The following is an 18,206-nucleotide window of genomic DNA, read 5'->3' as shown; positions in this document are numbered from 1 at the left end:
GCCTTGAACTTAGTGGAGACCCGTGTCGGGCTTGGTGTCACCGCCTATGCCGCGCTGCGGCGCCGAAGCTTCTTGCGGCGCACACTTGCTCAGCATTTGCACAGCAGCACCGCTCGGAAAATGTGCAAATCAGGCCAGCGCCCGACTGATCGGGAAGCTGGCGGCATAGGCGCGCACGGCCGCCGGGTCGAACGAACGCCCGTCAAACAGGCGTGCTTCGGCGGGACCGACGGCGTCCGCGAAGGCCAGGGCCGGTTCGAGAATCGGGCCGACGGACAGCGCCGCCTCCCGATAGAGATCCGGGCGATAGACGCGATCGACCAGCGCCTGCAGATCCTGTTCGACGCCGATCTGTCCCCAGCGGCCCATCTGCGACAGGAACCACAGGCCATGCTCACGGCGCGGCAGGCCGGCGGCGTCGCGGTGGAAGACGATCTCGTGGGTGATGGCCCGGGCGATCTCGGCCTCGGCGGCGCCGACTCGGTCGGGCCTGGCGAGCAAGGCGATCAAATCCTCGCGGTTCTCGGGCGCGTCGGCCCAGGCCGCCCCCCGGATCACCGCCCGCAGCACGGCGCGCAGCTCGTCGGGGCGCTGATCGGCAAGCGTGGCGGGCACGCCCAGCACCTTGTCGGGCCCGCCCGGCCAGAACTGCGAGGCGGCGATCAGAATGCGACCGACGCCTTCGGCCTCTGCCACGGCGTTCCAGGGCGCGCCGACGCAGAAGCCGTCGACGGCTCCGGCTCGCATCTGCTCGACCATGCGCGGCGGGGGGATGACGACGATCCGCACATCTTGGTCCGGATCGACTCCGCCCTGCGCCAGCCAGTAGCGCAGCAGGTAGTTGTGCATCGAATACGGGAAGACGACCGCGAAGGTCAGCGGCGGCTGGCCGGCGGCCCTGCGGTCGGCGGCCACCTTGGCCAAGGCCTGGGCCGTCACCGGTCGGCCACCCAGATCCTGCGGCTCGGCCGCGCCGATCGCTTGCGCGAGGGCGGTCGAAACCGTCACGGCGCTGCCGTTCCGATTCAGGGCCAGCGGCGCCAGAATTTCGCCCTCGCCGCTCGCGGTGGTCATAAGGGCCATCGGCGCCAGCATGTGCGCGCCGTCCAGGACGCCGGCGGCGACCTTGTCGCGGATCGTGGCCCACGAGGCTTCGCGGACCAGTTCGACGTTCAGCCCCTCTTCCTCGAAGAAGCCCAGGGCATGAGCCGCCGCCAGCGGGGCGCAGTCGCTCAGCGGGATGAAGCCCAGGCGCAGATCGGAGAGACCGCTCACGAGGCGTCCCCCTTCAGCACTCCAGCGAAGGCCAGGAGGTCGGCCGCCACGGCGCCGATCGGCTTGCCCCTGTCCATGGCCAGCTTGCGAAGCAGGCGATAGGCGCCGTCCTCGTCCAGACCGCGCTCCTTCATCAGCAGGCCCTTGGCGCGCTCGACGGTCTTGCGCGATTCCAGGTCGGCCTTGGCCTTGGCCAGGTCACCGCGCAGTTGCTGGGTCAGGGCGAAGCGGCTCATGGCAACGTCGAGGATCGAACGGATGCGGCTTGGCGCCAAGCCATCGACCACATAGGCCGCGACCCCTGCCCTAACCGCCTGCTCGGCCAGGCCGGGCTCGGATCTATCGACGAACATCACGACCGCGTGGCCGGCGCTGGATTCCTTGAGGCTGTCGAGCGTGTCGCGGTCGGGGCTCTCGGCGGCGATGACCACCACGTCGGGCGCGAACGCCAGCACCTCGGCCTCGTCATAGACGGCCGAACGACGCACTTCGAGCGGCTGCACGCCCTCTAGCCCTTCGGCCACGAGAGCGGCGCGCGCGGTATCTGGATCAATCACGAGCACCCGCATCGCTATTGGTCCTAGGAGGCGGCTCCCCGGCTGGGGCGAACTTTCCCCTGTCTGGCGGCGCGGCTCGAGAAGATGCTCACGGATCGAGCAAACCTGATCGTTCCTTGGGCGAAACCAAAAGCCGCCCCTGGCAAGCCAGTCTGTGGCATCACGCTGCCGCGCCCTTGCCCGCCCAAGCAAGGCCATGCCGCGTGAAGGGGCATTCGGGCGCTCGACACGCTCGGAACGTGCAATAGACGTCACCGGTCTTGCGCTCTCATCAGGACACGCGCCAGTCTCCACGGCGCGACTTGAAGCGGAGCCTTGCATGTCCCTCTACCTGTTCGCCTTGCTGATCGGCGTGGTCGCCGGCCTGCGCGCCATGACCGCGCCCGCCGCCGTGGCCTGGGCCGCGCGTCTCGGCTGGCTGCCCCTCGCGGGCCTTCCCCTGGCCTGGCTAGGCGGCACGGTCGCGGTTGCGGTCTTTACTGTCCTGGCCGCGCTGGAGCTGTTCGCCGACCAGCATCCCAAGACCCCCAGCCGCAAGGTCCCCCACCAGTTCGGCACACGCATCCTGACCGGCGCCTTCAGCGGCGCGGCGCTGCTTCTGCCGAGCGGCCAGTGGATCTTGGGCGCCGGGATCGGCGCGGTCGGCGCGGTGATCGGCACCCTGGGCGGCGCCAAGGTTCGCGGCAGCCTCGCCGCCAAGTTCGGCAAGGACCTGCCCGCCGCACTGATCGAGGACGCCGTGGCGGTCTTCGGCGCCCTGGCCATCGTGGCGCTGGCCCGATGACCAAGCGCTTCGACGCCATCATCATCGGCGCGGGCCAGGCCGGCCCGTCCCTGGCCGGCCGCCTGACCGCCGCCGGCCAGACGGTGGCGATGATCGAGCGCAAGGACTTCGGCGGCACCTGCGTCAACACCGGCTGCATGCCGACCAAGACGTTGGTGACCAGCGCCTATGCCGCGCACCTGGCCCGTCGCTCCGCCGACCATGGCGTCACCCTGGGTGGCGAGGTCGGCGTCGACATGAAGCGGGTCAAGGAGCGCCAGCAGACGGTCGTTCGCAACGCGCGCGGCGGTGTCGAGAAATGGCTGCGCGGCATGCCGGGGATCACCGTGATCCAGGGCCATGCCCGGTTCGAGAGCGCCAATACGGTCCGGGTCGGCGACGAGCTGCTGACCGCGCCGAAGATCTTCCTCAATGTCGGCGGCCGGGCCAACGCGCCGGACATGCCGGGGATCGGCGACATTCCGTACCTGACCAATGTCGACATGATGCAGCTGGATACGCTGCCCGAGCATCTGGTCATCGTCGGCGGCAGCTATATCGGGCTGGAATTCGCCCAGATGTTCCGCCGCTTCGGCAGCCGGGTCACCGTCGTCGAGATGGGGCCGCGCCTGATCGGCCGTGAAGATCCGGAAATCTCGGACACAATCCGCGAGATCCTCGAGGCCGAAGGCGTCGCCTTCCGCCTGAACGCCGAATGCATCAGCTTCGCGCCCCACGATGAGGGCGTCTGCGTCCACGTCACCTGCGAGGCCGGCGCGCCTCAGGTGACGGGCTCGCACGTGTTGCTGGCCGTGGGACGCAAGCCGAACACCGACGACCTGGGCTTGGAAAAGGCGAAGGTCGAGCTCGACAAGCGCGGCTACATCAACGTCGACGATCAGCTGCGCACCAATGTGCCCGGTATCTGGGCGATGGGCGACTGCAACGGCAAGGGCGCCTTCACCCACACGGCCTACAACGATTTCGAGATCATCGCGGCCAACCTGCTCGACGATGATCCTCGCAAGGTCAGCGACCGCATCACCTGCTACGGCCTGTTCGTCGATCCGCCGCTGGGCCGGGTCGGCATGACCGAGGCCGAAGCCAGGGCCACCGGCCGACCGCTGCTGATCGGCCAGCGCCCGATGACTCGCGTCGGCCGCGCCGTCGAGAAGGGCGAGACCCAGGGCTTCATGAAGGTGGTGGTCGACGCCGAGACCAAGCTGATCCTCGGCGCCGCCATCCTGGGCCTGAACGGCGACGAGGCCATCCACGGCATGATCGACCTGATGTACACCAAGGCCCCCTACACCGTGATTTCGCGGGCGGTGCACATCCATCCGACGGTGTCGGAGCTGATCCCGACGATGCTGCAGGAGCTGAAACCGGCGACCTGAGTGCGATAGCCGAAAGTGGCAGCCGGTTTCGGCGGCCATCGCGCGGCCAAAATCAAGCCGCTCGGCGGGCGTAGAGGAACTCGATCACCGCCGCCCGTGCGTGCACGTAGGTCGGATGCTCGGCGACAGCCAGGCGGTCGCGCGGGCGATCCAACGTCACGTCCAGCACCTGCCCCACCGAGGCGCGCGGGCCGTTGGTCATCATCACGATGCGGTCCGAGAGCAAGGTAGCCTCGTCCACGTCGTGGGTGATCATCAGCACCGTGTTCTTCAGCGCCGAATGGATTTCCATGACGCTGTCCTGCAGGTGGGCGCGGGTCAGGGCGTCAAGGGCTCCAAACGGTTCGTCCAGCAGCAGCACCTTGGGCTCCATGGCCAGGGCTCGGGCGATGCCGACGCGCTGCTTCATGCCGCCGGAGATTTCGGACGGGCGCTTGTCCAGGGCATGGGTCATCTTGACCAACTCCAGATTGTGCAGCGTCCAGTCGCGACGCTCGGCCGAGGACTTGGATCCGCCGAACACCTTGTCCACGGCCAGCGCCACGTTCTCGCGGACCGACAGCCACGGCAGCAGCGAATGGTTCTGAAAGACCACGGCGCGGTCAGGACCGGGCGCATTGACCTCCTGCTTGTCCAGGATCACCGCGCCGGTGGTGACGGGCACGAGGCCTGCCACGACGTTCAGGAGCGTAGACTTGCCGCAGCCTGAGTGGCCGATGATCGAGACGAACTCGCCCTTCTCGACCTTCAGGTCGACGCCGGTCAGCACCTCGCTGCGGGACGCGCCCTTGGCGAAGGTCACGCCGACGTTCTCGATGGAGAGGTAGGACTTTGCCATGGGTGTGACCTCCTAGCTGGCCGCGCTGCCGCGCGAGACGAAATGGCCGATCAGGGCCACCATGCGGTCGAGGAAGAAGCCCGTCATACCGACCCAGGCCAGGGCCACGATGATGTCGGCGATGCGCGAGGCGTTGTACTGATCCCAGATGAAGAAGCCGATGCCGACGCCGCCCAGCAGCATTTCCGAGGCGACGATGGCCAGCCAGCTCATGCCGATCCCGATGCGCAGGCCCGTGAAGATGTAGGGCGTAGTCGAGGGCAACAGGATCTTGAAGAAGTACTCGGCCGGCGACAGGCGCAGCACCTTGGCGACGTTGACGTAGTCGCTGGGTATGTTCCGCACGCCGACGGCGGTGTTGATGATGATCGGCCAGATCGCCGTGATGAAGATCACGAACAGGGCCGATGGCTGGGCCTGGTGGAAGGCCGCCAGCGAGATCGGCAACCAGGCCAGGGGCGGCACGGTGCGCAGGACCTGGAAGATCGGGTCGAGGCCGCGATGCGCCCAGCGGTTGGAGCCGACGAAGACGCCCAGCAGGATCCCGCAGACAGCCGAGATCGAGAAGCCGACACCGACGCGCTTCAGGCTGGTGAAGACGTGCCAGAACAGCCCCTTGTCCACGCCGCCGTTGTCATAGAACGGATGCAGGATCAGGTCCTTGGATTCCAACCACACCTGCTTGGGTGACGGCAGGCCGGTGTAGGCGTCACCTACCGCCACCTGCCAGAACGCAAGCACGACCAGCAGGGTCAGGACCGGCGGGATCAACACGCCAGCGATGGCCTTGGCGCGACGGCCCAGCTCCGGCAGCACCGAGGGCTTGTCCGGCTCCGGCGCCGGAATCGTCGCCGGAGCCGACGCACCAGTCGGGACCGGGGTCGGGGCTAGGGCTGGCGTCGCAGGGGTGAACGAGGGCTTGGGATAGGTCATAACGCGCCCTCTCCTCAGACCAGCTTCTTGATCGGTTGGCTGGCCAGGTAGGCGCCCGGATTGGCCGGGTCGAACACCTTGCCGTCGAAGAACCGTTCAACGCCGCGGCTGTCGCCGGCCGGACCGTTCTGGCCGAGGGTCTTGGCGGCCGCGCGCCAGATGTCCGACCGGTTGACCTTATCGACCAGGGCCTTGGTGTTGGTCTTCTGAGGCAGCACGCTCCAGCGGATGTCCTCGGTCAGGAACCACAGGTCGTGGGACTTGAACGGGAAGCTGGCGTTGTCGCTCCAGAACTTCATCCGGTGCGGCGAGTTCTTCAGCGTCCGGCCGTCGCCATAGTCCACCGTGCCCTGCAGGCGGGGCAGGATGTCGCCCATCGGCACGTTGATGTACTGGCGACCCGAGACGATCGAGCACATGGCCGGCAGGTTCGCGGTCTTGTCACACCACATCTGCGCCTCTTGGACGGCGGCGGTGATGGCCTGGGCGGCGCGGGGGTACTTGTCGACCCAGGCCGCGCGCATGCCCAGCGCCTTCTCCGGGTGGTTCATCCACAGTTCGGAGGTCAGGCAGGCGGTGTAGCCGACCTTCTGGTTCACCAGCTGACCGTTCCAGGGTTCGCCCACGCAGAAGGCGTCCTGGGTGCCGGCCTTCATGTTGGCCACCATCTGCGGCGGCGGAATCACGATGGTGGCGACATCGGTCTCGGGGTTGATGCCGCCCGCTGCCAGCCAGTAGCGAACCCAGAGGTCGTGGGTGCCGCCTCGGAAGGTCATGGCGATCTTGGCGATATTGCCGGCAGCCTTCATCTGCTGGAACTTGGCCTTGGCGCCGGCGCTGTTCAGGCCGACCTGGACGCTTTTAAGGTCGTTGCCGACCGAGATCCCCTGCCCGTTCACGTTCAGGCGGGCCAGGATGTACATCGGCGTCGGCACGCCGTTGGTGATCGCGCCCGTGGTCATCAGATAGGGCATCGGCGACAGGATATGCGAACCGTCGATGCCGCCGCGCTCGGAGCCCAGCACCAGGTTGTCACGGGTAGCGGCCCACGAGGCCTGCTTGACGACCTCGATATCGGGTAGGCCGTACTTGGCGAAGATGCCCCGCTCCTTGGCGATGATCAGCGGCGAGCTGTCGGTCAGGGCGATGAAGCCCAGGCGAGCCTTGGCGGTCTCCGGCCCCGCGCCGGCGGCGTGGGCCCCGGCCGGGAACGCGGCCTTGACGGCGGCGACGGTGGCGGCGGCGCCCATCAGGGCGTGACGGCGCGTTAGGCCGGACTGAGTCTTGTCGGTCTTGCTCATGGTCATGCGTCCTGAGGGCTAGAACTTGTATTCGAGGGTGAGCCAGGTCTTGGTCCGCGACGCTGGCGGCGTGGCGGTGCCGACCGGCACGGTCTTCACGCGCTGGAAGTCGGCGTACTTCAGCTGGATCGAGAGCTTGGTGGTGATGGCGGCGGTGAACTGCGCGTCCCACTCGTGGCCGAGATCGGCGCCGGTCCGCTGGTCGTCGAAGTCGTGGTAGCGGATCACGATGTCGCTGTTGAAGAAGTAGGTCCGGCGGAAGCGCGGCTTGACATTCAGACTGAGGTTCAAGTCCTCGATCCCGTCCACGAAGCTCTTGTTGCCGCCCGGAGCGGCGAAGGCGTCGGCCCAACCGTTGAAGGCATGGGTGGTGGCCAGCGGCGTCGTGAAGCCGCGAACACCGTCGCCTTCCAGGGACTCGTAGGAAACCTTGGCCGTATAGATGTCGAACGTGCCGGCGAGGTCCGCGCCGAAGTAGTCGAGGTCGTAAGCCACCGTGTTGTGGCGATAGTCCGACTGCCGCGCGAAGGTGGCGTTGTAGGCCACCTGATAGAGACCCAACCAGGTCTTGCCCGAAGCCTTCACGCCCTTGGTAATCGACGAGTTGGCGGCCGAGTTGCCGAAGTCGAGGGCGTAGACGAAGCCTTGCAGGCGCAGCGCCTCGGCCGGCGACCAGGTGGCGTTGAACAGGTGGCTGTCGCTGCCCCAGTCGCGCAGCTCGCCCAGGATGCGGTTGATGTGGGTGACATAGGCGTAGGTCGCCTTGAAGCGGCTGTAGGCGACATCCGCGCGGATGGCGTCGAAGGTCTGCTCGTCCTGGCGCCAGCCGACATTGCCGACGAAGCGCTGGTCATCCAGCAGGATGCGCTGGCGGCCGGCAGTGACCTGCAGGGCCGCGCTGGGCGTCCAGGTCAGCTGGGCGCGGTTCAGCTCGGTGACGTCAGGATCGTTGACGATCGGATAGCGGGCCTTGTCGGCCCCGTTCAGCGGCGCGGTGGTCACGCCCGGCACGTTGACGGCGTAGTGCTCGGAGCCGAGCTGGCGGACGTCCTCGAACTCGACCAGGCCTTTGACGCCCTTGAACTCGGCGGTTTCCCAGCCCAGGCGGGTGCGGACGGTGAAGGCGTTGGCCTTGTCCAGCAGCGTTGCGGTGCGCGTCTGGTCGACGGTCTCGTAGCGGGACCGAACCTCCAGGATCAGCTTACCGGCGCCGATCTGGTCGCTGATCGTCGGCGGTGGGGCTGGAGGTGGCGGCGGTTCGGGCGCCGCTTCGGCGGCAGGCTCCGCGGCCGCTTCTTCCGCCGGCTTCGGCGTTGGATCAGGCGCTGTTTGCGCCAAGGCGGCCGTGCTCCAGGCAAGCGCGCTCAGTGCCGCACCGCAGTGCAGCATAAATCGAGTAGGTTTCATGCCTTCATCCCCTAAGGCCAAAACAAAAAAACGCCCGGCGAGCCCGCGTACAGCGGTCTCTCCGGACGTCGTTGTCCAAGCTTGCCAGACGGCTACAGCACCGCCGGCGGCCCTTACAGGCCAACGGGAAACGTCGTTGTCCCCCGTGTCGTGATCAGGAGGCGGCCGGCGGCGGAAACCGGCAATCGCAAAACGGCGTTCGCGGCCGCCGCGGCGCACAAAAGACGCCATTTTGCACAGCAGCAAAGCAGGCCTGAGCAGCCCTCTGCACGCAATTGACGCGTTCTGATCGTCAGGGCCCGGCCGACTGGCTCAAAACCGGCCGCCAGAACAGGAGGGTCTATTTCGTCGGCAGGCCCGGCTTCGCGCGCGGATAGCTGCGAGTCGAAAGGTCCGGGACGCGATAGTCGACCTGGAAGTGGCAGGCCTCGCCGTAGGTCTTTACGGCCTCGGCGCAACCGACGGCCAGGGACGACGGGCTCGGCTTGGTCCCCTGCTCTATCCACGCGGTCATCGCGCGCAGCAGCGCCGCGTACTCGGGCGTGGCCAGCTTGGAGTGCTCGTGCTCGTCGGTGAACGACTGGACGAGGAGATCGGCCTTGCCGGCGTTGGCGACCGTGTCGCGTAGCACCTGCTCCAGCTCGACGAAGGCTGTCGGGTCGTCGATGGCGTGCATGGTCAGGGTCGGGACCAGCAACTTGCCGGTCAGATCGCTGTCCTCGGCGAGCCGCCGCACGCCTTCCGGATCGGCGGCAAAACGCGGCACGCCCTTGTTCAAGGCCGCGTCATCGTCGGAGCCTTTGTAGACGACGCCTTCGTTGGTGAAGGGGTTCTTCCCGCCCAGGCGCTTGTTGACCATGTCGGCGAAGGTGAAGGTCGCCCAGCCCAGGTGGCTGTCCAGGGTGCGCTCGGGAATCCGCGTCACCGCCAGGATGTTGGTCAGCTTGCGCTGCTGCTCAGCCGTACGCTTGTCGGCCGGCAGGTTCACGCCGGTGCAGGCGTTGAGGCGCTCATCCAGCAGTTTGTTGGTGAGCTTGGAGCCGACGGGCTGCCCCTGCCACAGCGGATACTGAACCTCGTCCTTCGCGGGGTGGTCGCCGCAATAATATTGATAGACGGCCCGCAGGTCGGCGCGGAAGTCGTAGGCGCGCGTGCCGCCCGAGACCACGCCGCTGGTCAGGATCACGCCGTCATAGACGAGCTTGCCCTGGGCGTCCTTGCCGTAGAGCTCGGCGGTCTTGGCCGCGACATTGCCGCCCCAGGACTGGCCGTGCAGCACCGTGCGCTTGGGTCGTCCGAACTTGTCCCAGAAGAGCTTGCGCAGGTTGTCGCTATCCTCGGCGGCCGAGCGGACACCGTAGCCTTCGCGGCGATAGTTCGAACCCGCCCAGGCATAACCCTCGGCCACGGTGACGGCGAAGCGCTGCAGGTCCTCGACCGCGTCGTCAGGCTTGGGCGTCTTCAGGCGCGGACCACCGTGGGTGTGGAGGACCAGCGTCCCGTTCCACGCCCTGGGAATGGCGATCCAGTAATAGGCCCCGTTCTGATCCTGGCCCGCCAGGCAGCGGGTCTCAGCCGGCAAGCCGGAGGGACAGGCCTTGTCCGCCGCTGGCTCGGCGCGCGTCGCGCAGCCAGTGAGCGCCAGGCCCAGACCCAGGACGGCGACAGAAAGCTTCATGACCATGCAGACCTTTGAAACGCGAAGCAGAGAGACCGGCCGCTCCAGGGAGGTGGGAGCGGCCGGCCGGATCAGCATCAGAACGACTTGGCGATGCTGAAGTACCAGTAGCGGGCATAGGGGTTGTAGAGCGAGCCCATGTAGCCGCTCGCCGACAGCGGCGGGTCCTTGTCGAAGAGATTGCGCGCGCCGACCCGGATGCGGGTGTCATGCGCCCAGCCCTTCTGTTCGATGCGATACTGACCGTACAGGTTCACCGTCGTGAGCGGCTTCACGCGCCAGGGCTCGCCCGTGGTCGACAGGAAGTCGGTGTCGAGCACCGCGCCGGTATAGATCACCGAGGCGCCCACCTGGACCGGACCGGCGCGCCAGGTGCCCGTGCTGCTCCACTTCCACTTCGGCTTGCCGTTCCGCTTCAGCAGATCGCCCGGGTCGGTCAGCGGGGTGGCGGGATTAATCGTGCCGGCGGCGCGGGCGGCGAACAGGTCGGCGATCGGCGGGGCAAGCTGCTGCGAGTACTTGTCCATGAAGGTGCCGTCGACGTTCAGGCTGAACCGGCCGATGGTCTCGGTGCGCAGCGTCCAGTTCAGGCCGAAGTCGATGCCGCTGACGGTCTGGGGCTGCAGGTTCTTGAACTGGTCGCGGATCTCCAGGATCTGGCCGACGGGCGTGAGGCCCGTGCCATTGAACAGGGCGACATCGTCGACGGTCGGAGCGGCTCGGATGACATTGGCGTTCGTGTTGCCGCCCAGGCGGAACAGATAGTCCTGAATGGCCGCGTTGGTCGAACCGAGCGTGCCGACGATGCCTTCCTGCTTGATCTGCCAGCGGTCGACCGTGAGCGTGAAGCGGCCGAACTGCTCGGGAATGAAGGTCGGCTGCAGAACGACGCCCACCGAGTAGCTTTCGCTCTCCTCGGCCTTCAGGTCCGGGTTGCCGGCCGTGGTGAAGCGAATGCCGACCCCACGCGAGCAGGCCGTGAAGTTCGCGATGCGCTTGGCGCGCAGGTCGGCTTCGCAGCGGTAGTAGTCCGTGACCGTATTGGTCCGCGAATAGGCGAACGGGTTGGTGGTCTCCAGGTTCGGGGCGCGGAAGCCCTGCTGCCAGGACCCGCGGAAGCGGACGCCGTCGACGACATCCCAGGCGAACGCCACCTTCGGCTTCGCGACCGAGCCGAAGTCGCTGTAGTTCTCGAAGCGACCGGCCAGCTGGACGTCGATGCGACGGACCAGCGGGATGTTCATGTCGGGCGAGACCAGCGGTAGGGCGAATTCGATGAAGGCCGAGCCGACATCGCGCGAGCCCTTGGTGCTGGGTGTGTCGTTGACGCCAGTGACGTTGCTGTTGCTGGTCGCGCCGGTGACCGGATCGGTGAAGGGCGTGCGGCCGTCCAGCATCGGGTCGCGGCGGTCCTGCTGGGTCTCGTGGCGGAACTCTACGCCAGCGGCGACGCCGACATCGCCCGACCAGATGGTCAGCAGGTTCGGCTTGGAGACCTTGAAGTCGGCCAGGGTCAGGGTCGTGGTCGAGTGACGCTTCAGGCGGAAGCGGATCGCATCGAGGGCGGCTTTCGAGCTGGGCGTACAGTCACGGCCGCCCATGCCGTCCAGGCAACCGCCGTTGAAGGGGTTGTAGGCGTCGGGCGTGGACAGGGCGAGCTGGGCCGCCAGCTTCTTGCTGTCGATGCCGTCGCTCTCGTCCTTGGCGTCGGCCTTCGAATAGAGGACCGCCGAATCCCAGGACCAGCCCCACTTCTCGCCCTTCAGACCACCCAGGAAGCGGGTCTGGTAGTTTTCGACCTCCACCTTGCTCGGGCCCAGGTCATTGAAGCGATAGTTGGTGAAGGTCACCGCCGCGCCATTGACCGACACGTTGGTCAGGTTCGGCAGGCGGTTCGGGTTGGCCTGGCCGTTGGCGAAGGTCACAGGGCCGAAGGGGTTGTAGTAGTTGCTGGCCGGCACGCCGATGGCCACCAGGCTGGTGCCCTGGGTCGTCAGGCCCTCGGACGTGGCGTGATAGAAGCCGACCTCGCCATAGGCCGTCAGCGTGTCGCTGATGTCGTAGTGGCCGTTCAGGAACAGGTTCTGGCGCTCGATCTCCGGCGCGATCGTCGTCGCGTCGTTCTGCGGCGCATTGTAGCGATACGCGTTGGCGGTGCTGCCGGTCGCCAGGTTGCCAGTGCCCAGGCATAGGCCATTGCCGATCTGGGTGGCGCAGCCGGTGATGGTGTTGGGCTGCACGTGGGTCGCTCCGGCCGCCGTGGTCAGGGCCGTCGTCCCCTGGCGGATCGCGGCGGTCGCGCCGAACACCGTGAAGTTGGCGAACGAGTTCTGGTTGCCGCGGTTGTCCGGCGCGGCGCTGGTCGCGTAGTCGGCATAGCCGGCGAACAGAGGACGCAGGTCCTGGGTTGCGGTATAGGGCCGGTCGCTGGGACGCTGGGCCGTGCGCCAGGTGAAGTTGCCGTTCAGCGAGATATTGCCCCGACCTTCCGCGAAGTTGCGGCCGGCGAAGATGTTGCTGCTGTATTCCTTGCGGTGCGTGCCTTCGGCCCAGCCATACTGGGCGTCGACGGTCAGACCGTCGAAGTCGTCCTGCAGCACCGTATTGACCACCCCAGCGACCGCGTCCGCGCCATAGATGGCGGCCGCGCCGTCGCGCAGGATTTCCAAGCGCTCGAGGTTCGAGGTCGGGATGGCGTTGGCGTTGTAGCCGAGCAGCGGCACCGTGCCCGACGACTGGCTGGTCGGGTGCGACACCAGGCGGCGACCGTTCAGCAGCACCAGGGTGTTGCCGACGCCGAGGCTGCGCAAGTTGATCGAGTTGACGTCGCCACGCGTGGAGTTGCTGGTCTGCGGCGCGTTGCTCGGGTTGATGAACACGTCGCCCATCTGCGGGATCGAGCGGAACAGGTCATCGCCCGAGACCGCGCCCGTGGCGGCGATCTGGCTGTTGTCGAGCACCGTGACCGGCAAGGCGGCTGTGGTCTTGGCGCCTTTGATCTGGCTGCCGACGACGACGATCTCCTCGACCTTGGTCGTGTCGGCGGCCTCCTGGGCGGCCGCGCCGGTGGCGGCGAGCAGGCTGATCAGGGCCACGCCTTGGACGAGACGGCGGCGGTGGTTGCGATGGGCTTGGTTGGTCACGCGGTTAGCTCCCCAATATGTCTTTTTGTTATGGCTACGTCTGGGTCCGAGGCCGCGCCTAAGGGCGCGCGGCTTCCGGGATAGGTTCGTTGGCGGGCGCGGCCTTGGGATCGAGGGCTGCCTTGAAGGCCGCCGCGTCCAGCCCCTTCTCCCAGCGGGAGACGACGATCGCCGCCACCGCATTGCCGGTGAAGTTGGTCAGGGCCCGGCACTCGGACATGAAGCGGTCGACGCCCAGGATCAGGGCCATGCCCGCCACCGGCACCGCCGGTACGACCGACAGGGTCGCCGCCAGGGTGATGAAGCCGGCGCCGGTCACGCCCGCCGCGCCCTTGCTGCTCAGCATGGCCACGCCCAGTAGCAGCGCCTGCTGCTCCCAGGACAGGTGGACGCCCGTGGCCTGAGCGATGAACAGCGCCGCCAGGGTCATGTAGATGTTGGTGCCGTCCAGATTGAACGAATAGCCGAGCGGCACGACGAGGCCGACGACGGACTTGGGGCAGCCGGCCTTTTCGAGCTTCTCGATCAGGCTGGGCAGCGCGGCTTCCGACGAGCTGGTGCCCAGCACCAGCAGCAGTTCGGCCTTCAGATAGCGGATCAGGCAGAAGATCGAGAAGCCGTTGGCGATGCCGACGGCGCCCAGCACCACGATCACGAACAGCAGCGAGGTCAGGTAGAAGGTGCCGACCAGCATGGCCAGGTTCGCCACCGAGGCGATGCCGTACTTGCCGATCGTGAAGGCGAAGGCCCCGAAGGCGCCGATCGGGGCGGCCTTCATCACGATGTGCACCAGCTTGAAGAAGGCTTGAGCGACCAGCTCCAGAAAGTCGACGACCGGGCGGGCCGGTTCGCCGACCAGGGTCAGGGACAGACCGAACAGGATCGAGATCAGCAGCACCTGCAGGATCTCGCCCTCGGCGAAGGCGCCGACCACGGTGGTCGGGATGATGTTCATCAGGAAGCCGACGATCGTCTGGTCGTGGGCCTTGGCGGCGTACTCGGCGACCTTGCCGGCCTTCAGCGTGGCCGGATCGATATTCATGCCCGCGCCCGGCTGCACAACGTTGGCGACGATCAGACCCACGATCAGGGCCAGGGTGGAGAAGACGAGGAAGTAGACCATCGCCTTGACCGCCACGCGGCCGACCTTCTCCAGGTCACGCATGCCGGAGATGCCGGTCACGACCGTCAGGAAGATCACCGGGGCGATGACCATCTTCACCAGCTTGATGAAGGCGTCGCCCAGCGGCTTCAGGGATTGCCCGATCTCGGGCTGGAAGTGGCCGATCGCGCCGCCGACCAGGATGGCGACGAGCACCTGGAAATAGAGGTGACGGTAGAATGGCGTGGGTCGTCCGTCGGACGGCGCCGGAGCGGCCGGTTGGATCGTCTGCACTGTCGCCTCTTGGCCAGGCCCGAAGGCCGCGTTTCCACCCCGCGCCCCTTTGCCAGGACGCTTGGATAGACGATCCTCGGGGGAAGGACGCCGCGCAAGCGGCCTCACGAAAAGCCACAAAACATTGTTCTATCTCAATATTTCCATTTCTCGAGTAGCGACTGGCCTACGCGATCCGGCGAGATTCCTCACGCCGCCGAACGGATTTGTGCGAAAATCCGCACAAAGCGTGGACGAGCTCCGATGACGTCGCTGCGAATGCCGAATCTGGCCGACCCGATCGTGCGCCGCTGGGCGGCGTTCCTGGCGATAAGCCTAACCCTCCTCGCCGCCGTCGTCGGCTTCGTCGGCGCGATCGCCGAACGTCGAGCCACGGCGGATCTGGCCCGGCAGGCCCAAGCCTCAGCCACGCTGCATGCGGCCGTCCTGCGCAGTGAACTGGCCAAGCACCGTTCCCTGCCCTTCGTCCTCGCGCAGGACCCTGACGTGGCCGCGACCCTCCGCTCGGCCGACCCGCGCGGCATCGACGCCCTGAACCGCAAGCTGGAGACCCTTAGCGGCGGCACACGCGCGGCCGTGATCTACGTCCTGAACGCCCAGGGCATGACCATCGCCGCCAGCAACTGGCGCGAACCGACCAGCTTCGTGGGCTCCGACTACAGTTTCCGCCCCTACTTCAAGGACGCGGCCGCCAACGGCACCGCCGAGCTATTCGCCCTCGGCACCGTCAGCCGTCGTCCCGGCCTTTTCATGTCCCGTCGCGTCGATAGCCCCGAGGGGCCGATCGGCGTCGTGGTGGTCAAGGTCGAGTTTGAGGCGCTGGAGGCGGAATGGTCCGCGGCCGAGCCCGCCTTCGCGGCCGATCCGAAAGGGGTAGTGCTGGTCACCTCGATCCCGGCCTGGCGCTTCTCGACTCTGCGCCTCCTGCCTCGCGCCGAGCAAAATCAGCTTCGTGCCGAACATCGCTTCGGCGACGCCCCCTTCACGGTGCTGAACGCCGCGCCCGCCCCTCTGGCCGGTGGCGCGCCGATCCTGACCAGCGTCAGCGCGCCAGGGCAGGACGAGACGCGCTACATGGCCGCCAGCGCCGAACTGGGCGCGGCGGGGTGGACCATCTACACCTTCACCCCGGTGGGCGCGGTGCTAAGAACGGCGGTCGCCGGCGCCAGGGCCATCGCCTTGCTGGTTGGCCTGGTGGTCTGCGGCCTCGCCGCCGCCGTCCTGCGCTGGCGCGGCCAAGCCAGCGTCCGAGCAGCGCGCCAGGAAGCCGCGCGCCTGGAGCTGGAGGCCCGCGTCGCCGAGCGAACGACGGAGCTGCGCGAGACCAACGAACGCCTCACCGTCGAGATGGAGGAGCGTCGCCGCGCCGAAGCCCACGTTCACCTGATGCAGGACGAGCTGATCCAGTCGAACAAGCTGGCGACCCTGGGCCAGATCGCCGCCGGCGTGGCCCACGAGATCAACCAGCCAGTCGCCGCCATCCGCGCCTATGCCGACAACGCCAGCCAGTTCCTGGATCGCTCTGACGAAAAGACCGCCAAGGCCAATCTTGGCCTGATCGCGGGCCTGACCGAACGGATCGGCCTGATCACCGACGAACTGCGCGCCTTCGCCCGCAAGTCCAGCGCCCCGGCCGCTCCGGTCGCGGTGCGCGAAGCCGTCGATGGCGCCTTGCTCTTGGTCGGCCCGCGCCTACGCCAACAAGGCGTTCGTGTCGTTCGCGACGAGGCCGACGAGGCCGCCAAGGTGATGGCCGAGCGCTTCCGGCTGGAACAGGTGCTCGTGAACCTGCTCCAGAACGCGATCGAGGCGCTGGAGGACATCCCCGATCCCGAGATCCGCGTGCAGGTCTCGATCAAGCGCTCGCAGGTGCGGATTCTGGTGGCTGACAACGGTCCTGGCGTCGCGCCCGAAGCCGCCAAGACCCTGTTCACCCCGTTCGCGACCACCAAGCCCCGAGGTCTCGGCCTCGGGCTGGTGATCAGCCGCGACATCGTCGCCGAGTTCGGCGGCGAGCTTTCCCTCGAAGCAGGCTCCGGCGGCGCGCGCTTCGTCATGTCCCTTCCCAAGGCGCGTTAGAGATGCCCGTTATCGTCAACCAAGTGGCCTTCATCGACGACGACGACGTCCTGCGCGACGCCAATGTCCAGACGTTGCAACTGGCCGGCTTCGAGGTCCTGGCCTTCGCCTCCGCCGAAACGGCGTTGGACGCCCTGAGCGCCGGGTTCCCGGGCGTGGTGGTCAGCGACATCCGGATGCCGCGCATGGACGGTCGCCAGCTGTTTCGGCGTCTGAAGGAGCAGGACCAGGACCTGCCGGTCATCCTGATCACCGGCCACGCCGATGTCAGCGAGGCGGTCGAGGCCATGCACGACGGGGTCTACGATTTCGTCGCCAAGCCCTATGCGCCCGAGCGTTTGGTCTCCAGCGTCCGGCGTGCGCTGGAGAAGCGGCGGCTGGTGCTGGAAAACCGAGAGCTGCGCAGCCTCGCGGCCCAGGCCCAGTCCGACTGGCCACTGATCGGCCAGACGCCCGTGATGGAGCGTCTGCGCGCCACCCTGCGCCAGCTCGCTTCGGCCGATGTCGACGTGCTGCTCGAAGGCGAAACCGGGGTTGGCAAGGAACTGGCCGCCCGCGCCTTGCACGCCTGGGGACGTCGCCGGGACCGGGAGTTCGTGGCCGTCGACTGCGCCGCCCTGCCCGCCGGCGCGCTAGACAGCGAGCTCTTCGGCCACGAGCTGGGCGCCTTCAACGGCGCGGTCCGCCAGCGCGTGGGACGCATTCAACAGGCCGATCGCGGCACCCTGTTTCTCGACGAGATCGAGACCCTCGCCCCCGAGGCGCAAGGCAAGTTCCTGCGAGTGCTGGAAGAGCGGGAGGTAACGCCCCTGGGCTCCAATCGCGCCCACACCCTGGACCTGCGGGTCGTCGCCGCCGCCAAGTCGGACCTCGCCGACGCCGTGGCGGCCGGGACCTTTCGCCAGGACCTGTTCCACCGCCTTGATGTCGTGCGTATCCGCATCCCGCCGCTACGCGAGCGTCGTGAGGACGTCCCTCTGCTGTTCGCGCACTTCCTGGCCCGGGCCTGCGAGCGTCTCGACGGTCCCCAGCCGGTCATCGACGACAAGGTCCGCTGGCGGCTGCACAATCACGACTGGCCCGGCAATGTCCGCGAGCTTGGCCACTACGCCCAGCGCGTGGCGCTCGGCCTGGCGGACCAGGCCAGCGGCGGCGGTGCGGCGGACCTGCCACCCCTGCCCGAGCGCGTGGCGACCTACGAGGCGCATGTCATAGAGGAGGCCCTGGCCGGCTGTGGCGGCGACGTTCGCGCGACGCTGGAGGTGCTGCGCATTCCCCGCAAGACTTTCTACGACAAGATCGAACGCCATGGCCTGGACCTGGACAAGTATCGCCAGCGACGCTGATCGGGGGCGCTTTCAGATTTTCACCGCCTCGCCTTCAGACGAAATCGGAACTGTTTCGGTTGCGATAGAGGAAGCCATCCCCAGATAGCTGCG

At 67.4% G+C, this 18,206-nt stretch carries 13 protein-coding genes; 4 read left to right on the top strand and 9 right to left on the bottom strand.

Annotated elements, in window-relative coordinates; all coding sequences use genetic code 11:
* Positions 1–129: 129 nt before the first annotated feature.
* Positions 130–1,275, bottom strand: coding sequence for an ABC transporter substrate-binding protein (locus tag AC07NN_RS07890; RefSeq protein WP_494639263.1), 1,146 nt, complete (start codon positions 1,273–1,275; stop codon positions 130–132).
* Positions 1,272–1,844, bottom strand: coding sequence for an ANTAR domain-containing response regulator (locus AC07NN_RS07885; RefSeq protein WP_494639261.1), 573 nt, complete (start codon positions 1,842–1,844; stop codon positions 1,272–1,274). Before AC07NN_RS07885 ends, AC07NN_RS07890 begins: the two co-directional genes overlap by 4 nt.
* 307 nt (positions 1,845–2,151) lie before the next feature.
* Between AC07NN_RS07885 and AC07NN_RS07880 the strand changes: the two genes are divergently transcribed.
* Complete coding sequence (locus AC07NN_RS07880; protein WP_494639259.1) at positions 2,152–2,616, top strand: DUF4126 family protein; 465 nt, start codon at positions 2,152–2,154, stop codon at positions 2,614–2,616.
* Positions 2,613–3,992 (top strand): FAD-containing oxidoreductase, encoded by a 1,380-nt coding sequence (locus AC07NN_RS07875; RefSeq protein ID WP_494639257.1) that lies wholly within the window; start codon positions 2,613–2,615, stop codon positions 3,990–3,992. The genes AC07NN_RS07880 and AC07NN_RS07875 overlap by 4 nt, the downstream gene beginning before the upstream one ends.
* A 52-nt stretch (positions 3,993–4,044) precedes the next feature.
* On the opposite strand, the gene AC07NN_RS07870 is transcribed toward AC07NN_RS07875, so the two are convergent.
* From AC07NN_RS07870 to AC07NN_RS07840, 7 genes are all read right to left on the bottom strand, one after another.
* Positions 4,045–4,830: an ABC transporter ATP-binding protein gene (locus tag AC07NN_RS07870; protein ID WP_494639255.1), complete on the bottom strand. Its 786-nt coding sequence runs from the start codon at positions 4,828–4,830 to the stop codon at positions 4,045–4,047.
* Between the two features lie 12 nt (positions 4,831–4,842).
* The gene (ntrB, locus tag AC07NN_RS07865; protein WP_494639253.1) at positions 4,843–5,763 is read right to left on the bottom strand and encodes a nitrate ABC transporter permease; all 921 of its coding nucleotides are present in this window, start codon (positions 5,761–5,763) and stop codon (positions 4,843–4,845) included.
* Positions 5,764–5,777: 14 nt separating this feature from the next.
* Positions 5,778–7,070, bottom strand: coding sequence for a CmpA/NrtA family ABC transporter substrate-binding protein (locus tag AC07NN_RS07860; RefSeq protein WP_494639250.1), 1,293 nt, complete (start codon positions 7,068–7,070; stop codon positions 5,778–5,780).
* A gap of 12 nt (positions 7,071–7,082) precedes the next feature.
* The gene (locus AC07NN_RS07855; protein WP_494639248.1) at positions 7,083–8,471 is read right to left on the bottom strand and encodes an alginate export family protein; all 1,389 of its coding nucleotides are present in this window, start codon (positions 8,469–8,471) and stop codon (positions 7,083–7,085) included.
* Between the two features lie 340 nt (positions 8,472–8,811).
* A complete protein-coding gene (locus tag AC07NN_RS07850; RefSeq protein ID WP_494639246.1) occupies positions 8,812–10,149 on the bottom strand; it encodes an alpha/beta hydrolase in 1,338 nt (445 codons plus the stop codon).
* A gap of 77 nt (positions 10,150–10,226) precedes the next feature.
* Positions 10,227–13,292 (bottom strand): TonB-dependent receptor domain-containing protein, encoded by a 3,066-nt coding sequence (locus AC07NN_RS07845; RefSeq protein ID WP_494639244.1) that lies wholly within the window; start codon positions 13,290–13,292, stop codon positions 10,227–10,229.
* 58 nt (positions 13,293–13,350) lie between these two features.
* Entirely contained in the window at positions 13,351–14,688 is a 1,338-nt protein-coding gene (locus AC07NN_RS07840; RefSeq protein WP_494639242.1) for a dicarboxylate/amino acid:cation symporter, read from the bottom strand.
* A gap of 243 nt (positions 14,689–14,931) precedes the next feature.
* Between AC07NN_RS07840 and AC07NN_RS07835 the strand changes: the two genes are divergently transcribed.
* Together AC07NN_RS07835 and AC07NN_RS07830 are read left to right on the top strand one after the other, a co-directional pair.
* Positions 14,932–16,767: a sensor histidine kinase gene (locus tag AC07NN_RS07835; protein WP_494639240.1), complete on the top strand. Its 1,836-nt coding sequence runs from the start codon at positions 14,932–14,934 to the stop codon at positions 16,765–16,767.
* A gap of 2 nt (positions 16,768–16,769) precedes the next feature.
* A complete protein-coding gene (locus AC07NN_RS07830) occupies positions 16,770–18,113 on the top strand; it encodes a sigma-54-dependent transcriptional regulator (RefSeq protein WP_494639238.1) in 1,344 nt (447 codons plus the stop codon).
* Positions 18,114–18,206 lie beyond the last annotated feature (93 nt).

This window comes from Caulobacter sp. GW821-FHT09H08, from assembly GCF_059415885.1.
This window is presented reverse-complemented; position numbering and strand designations above follow the sequence as displayed.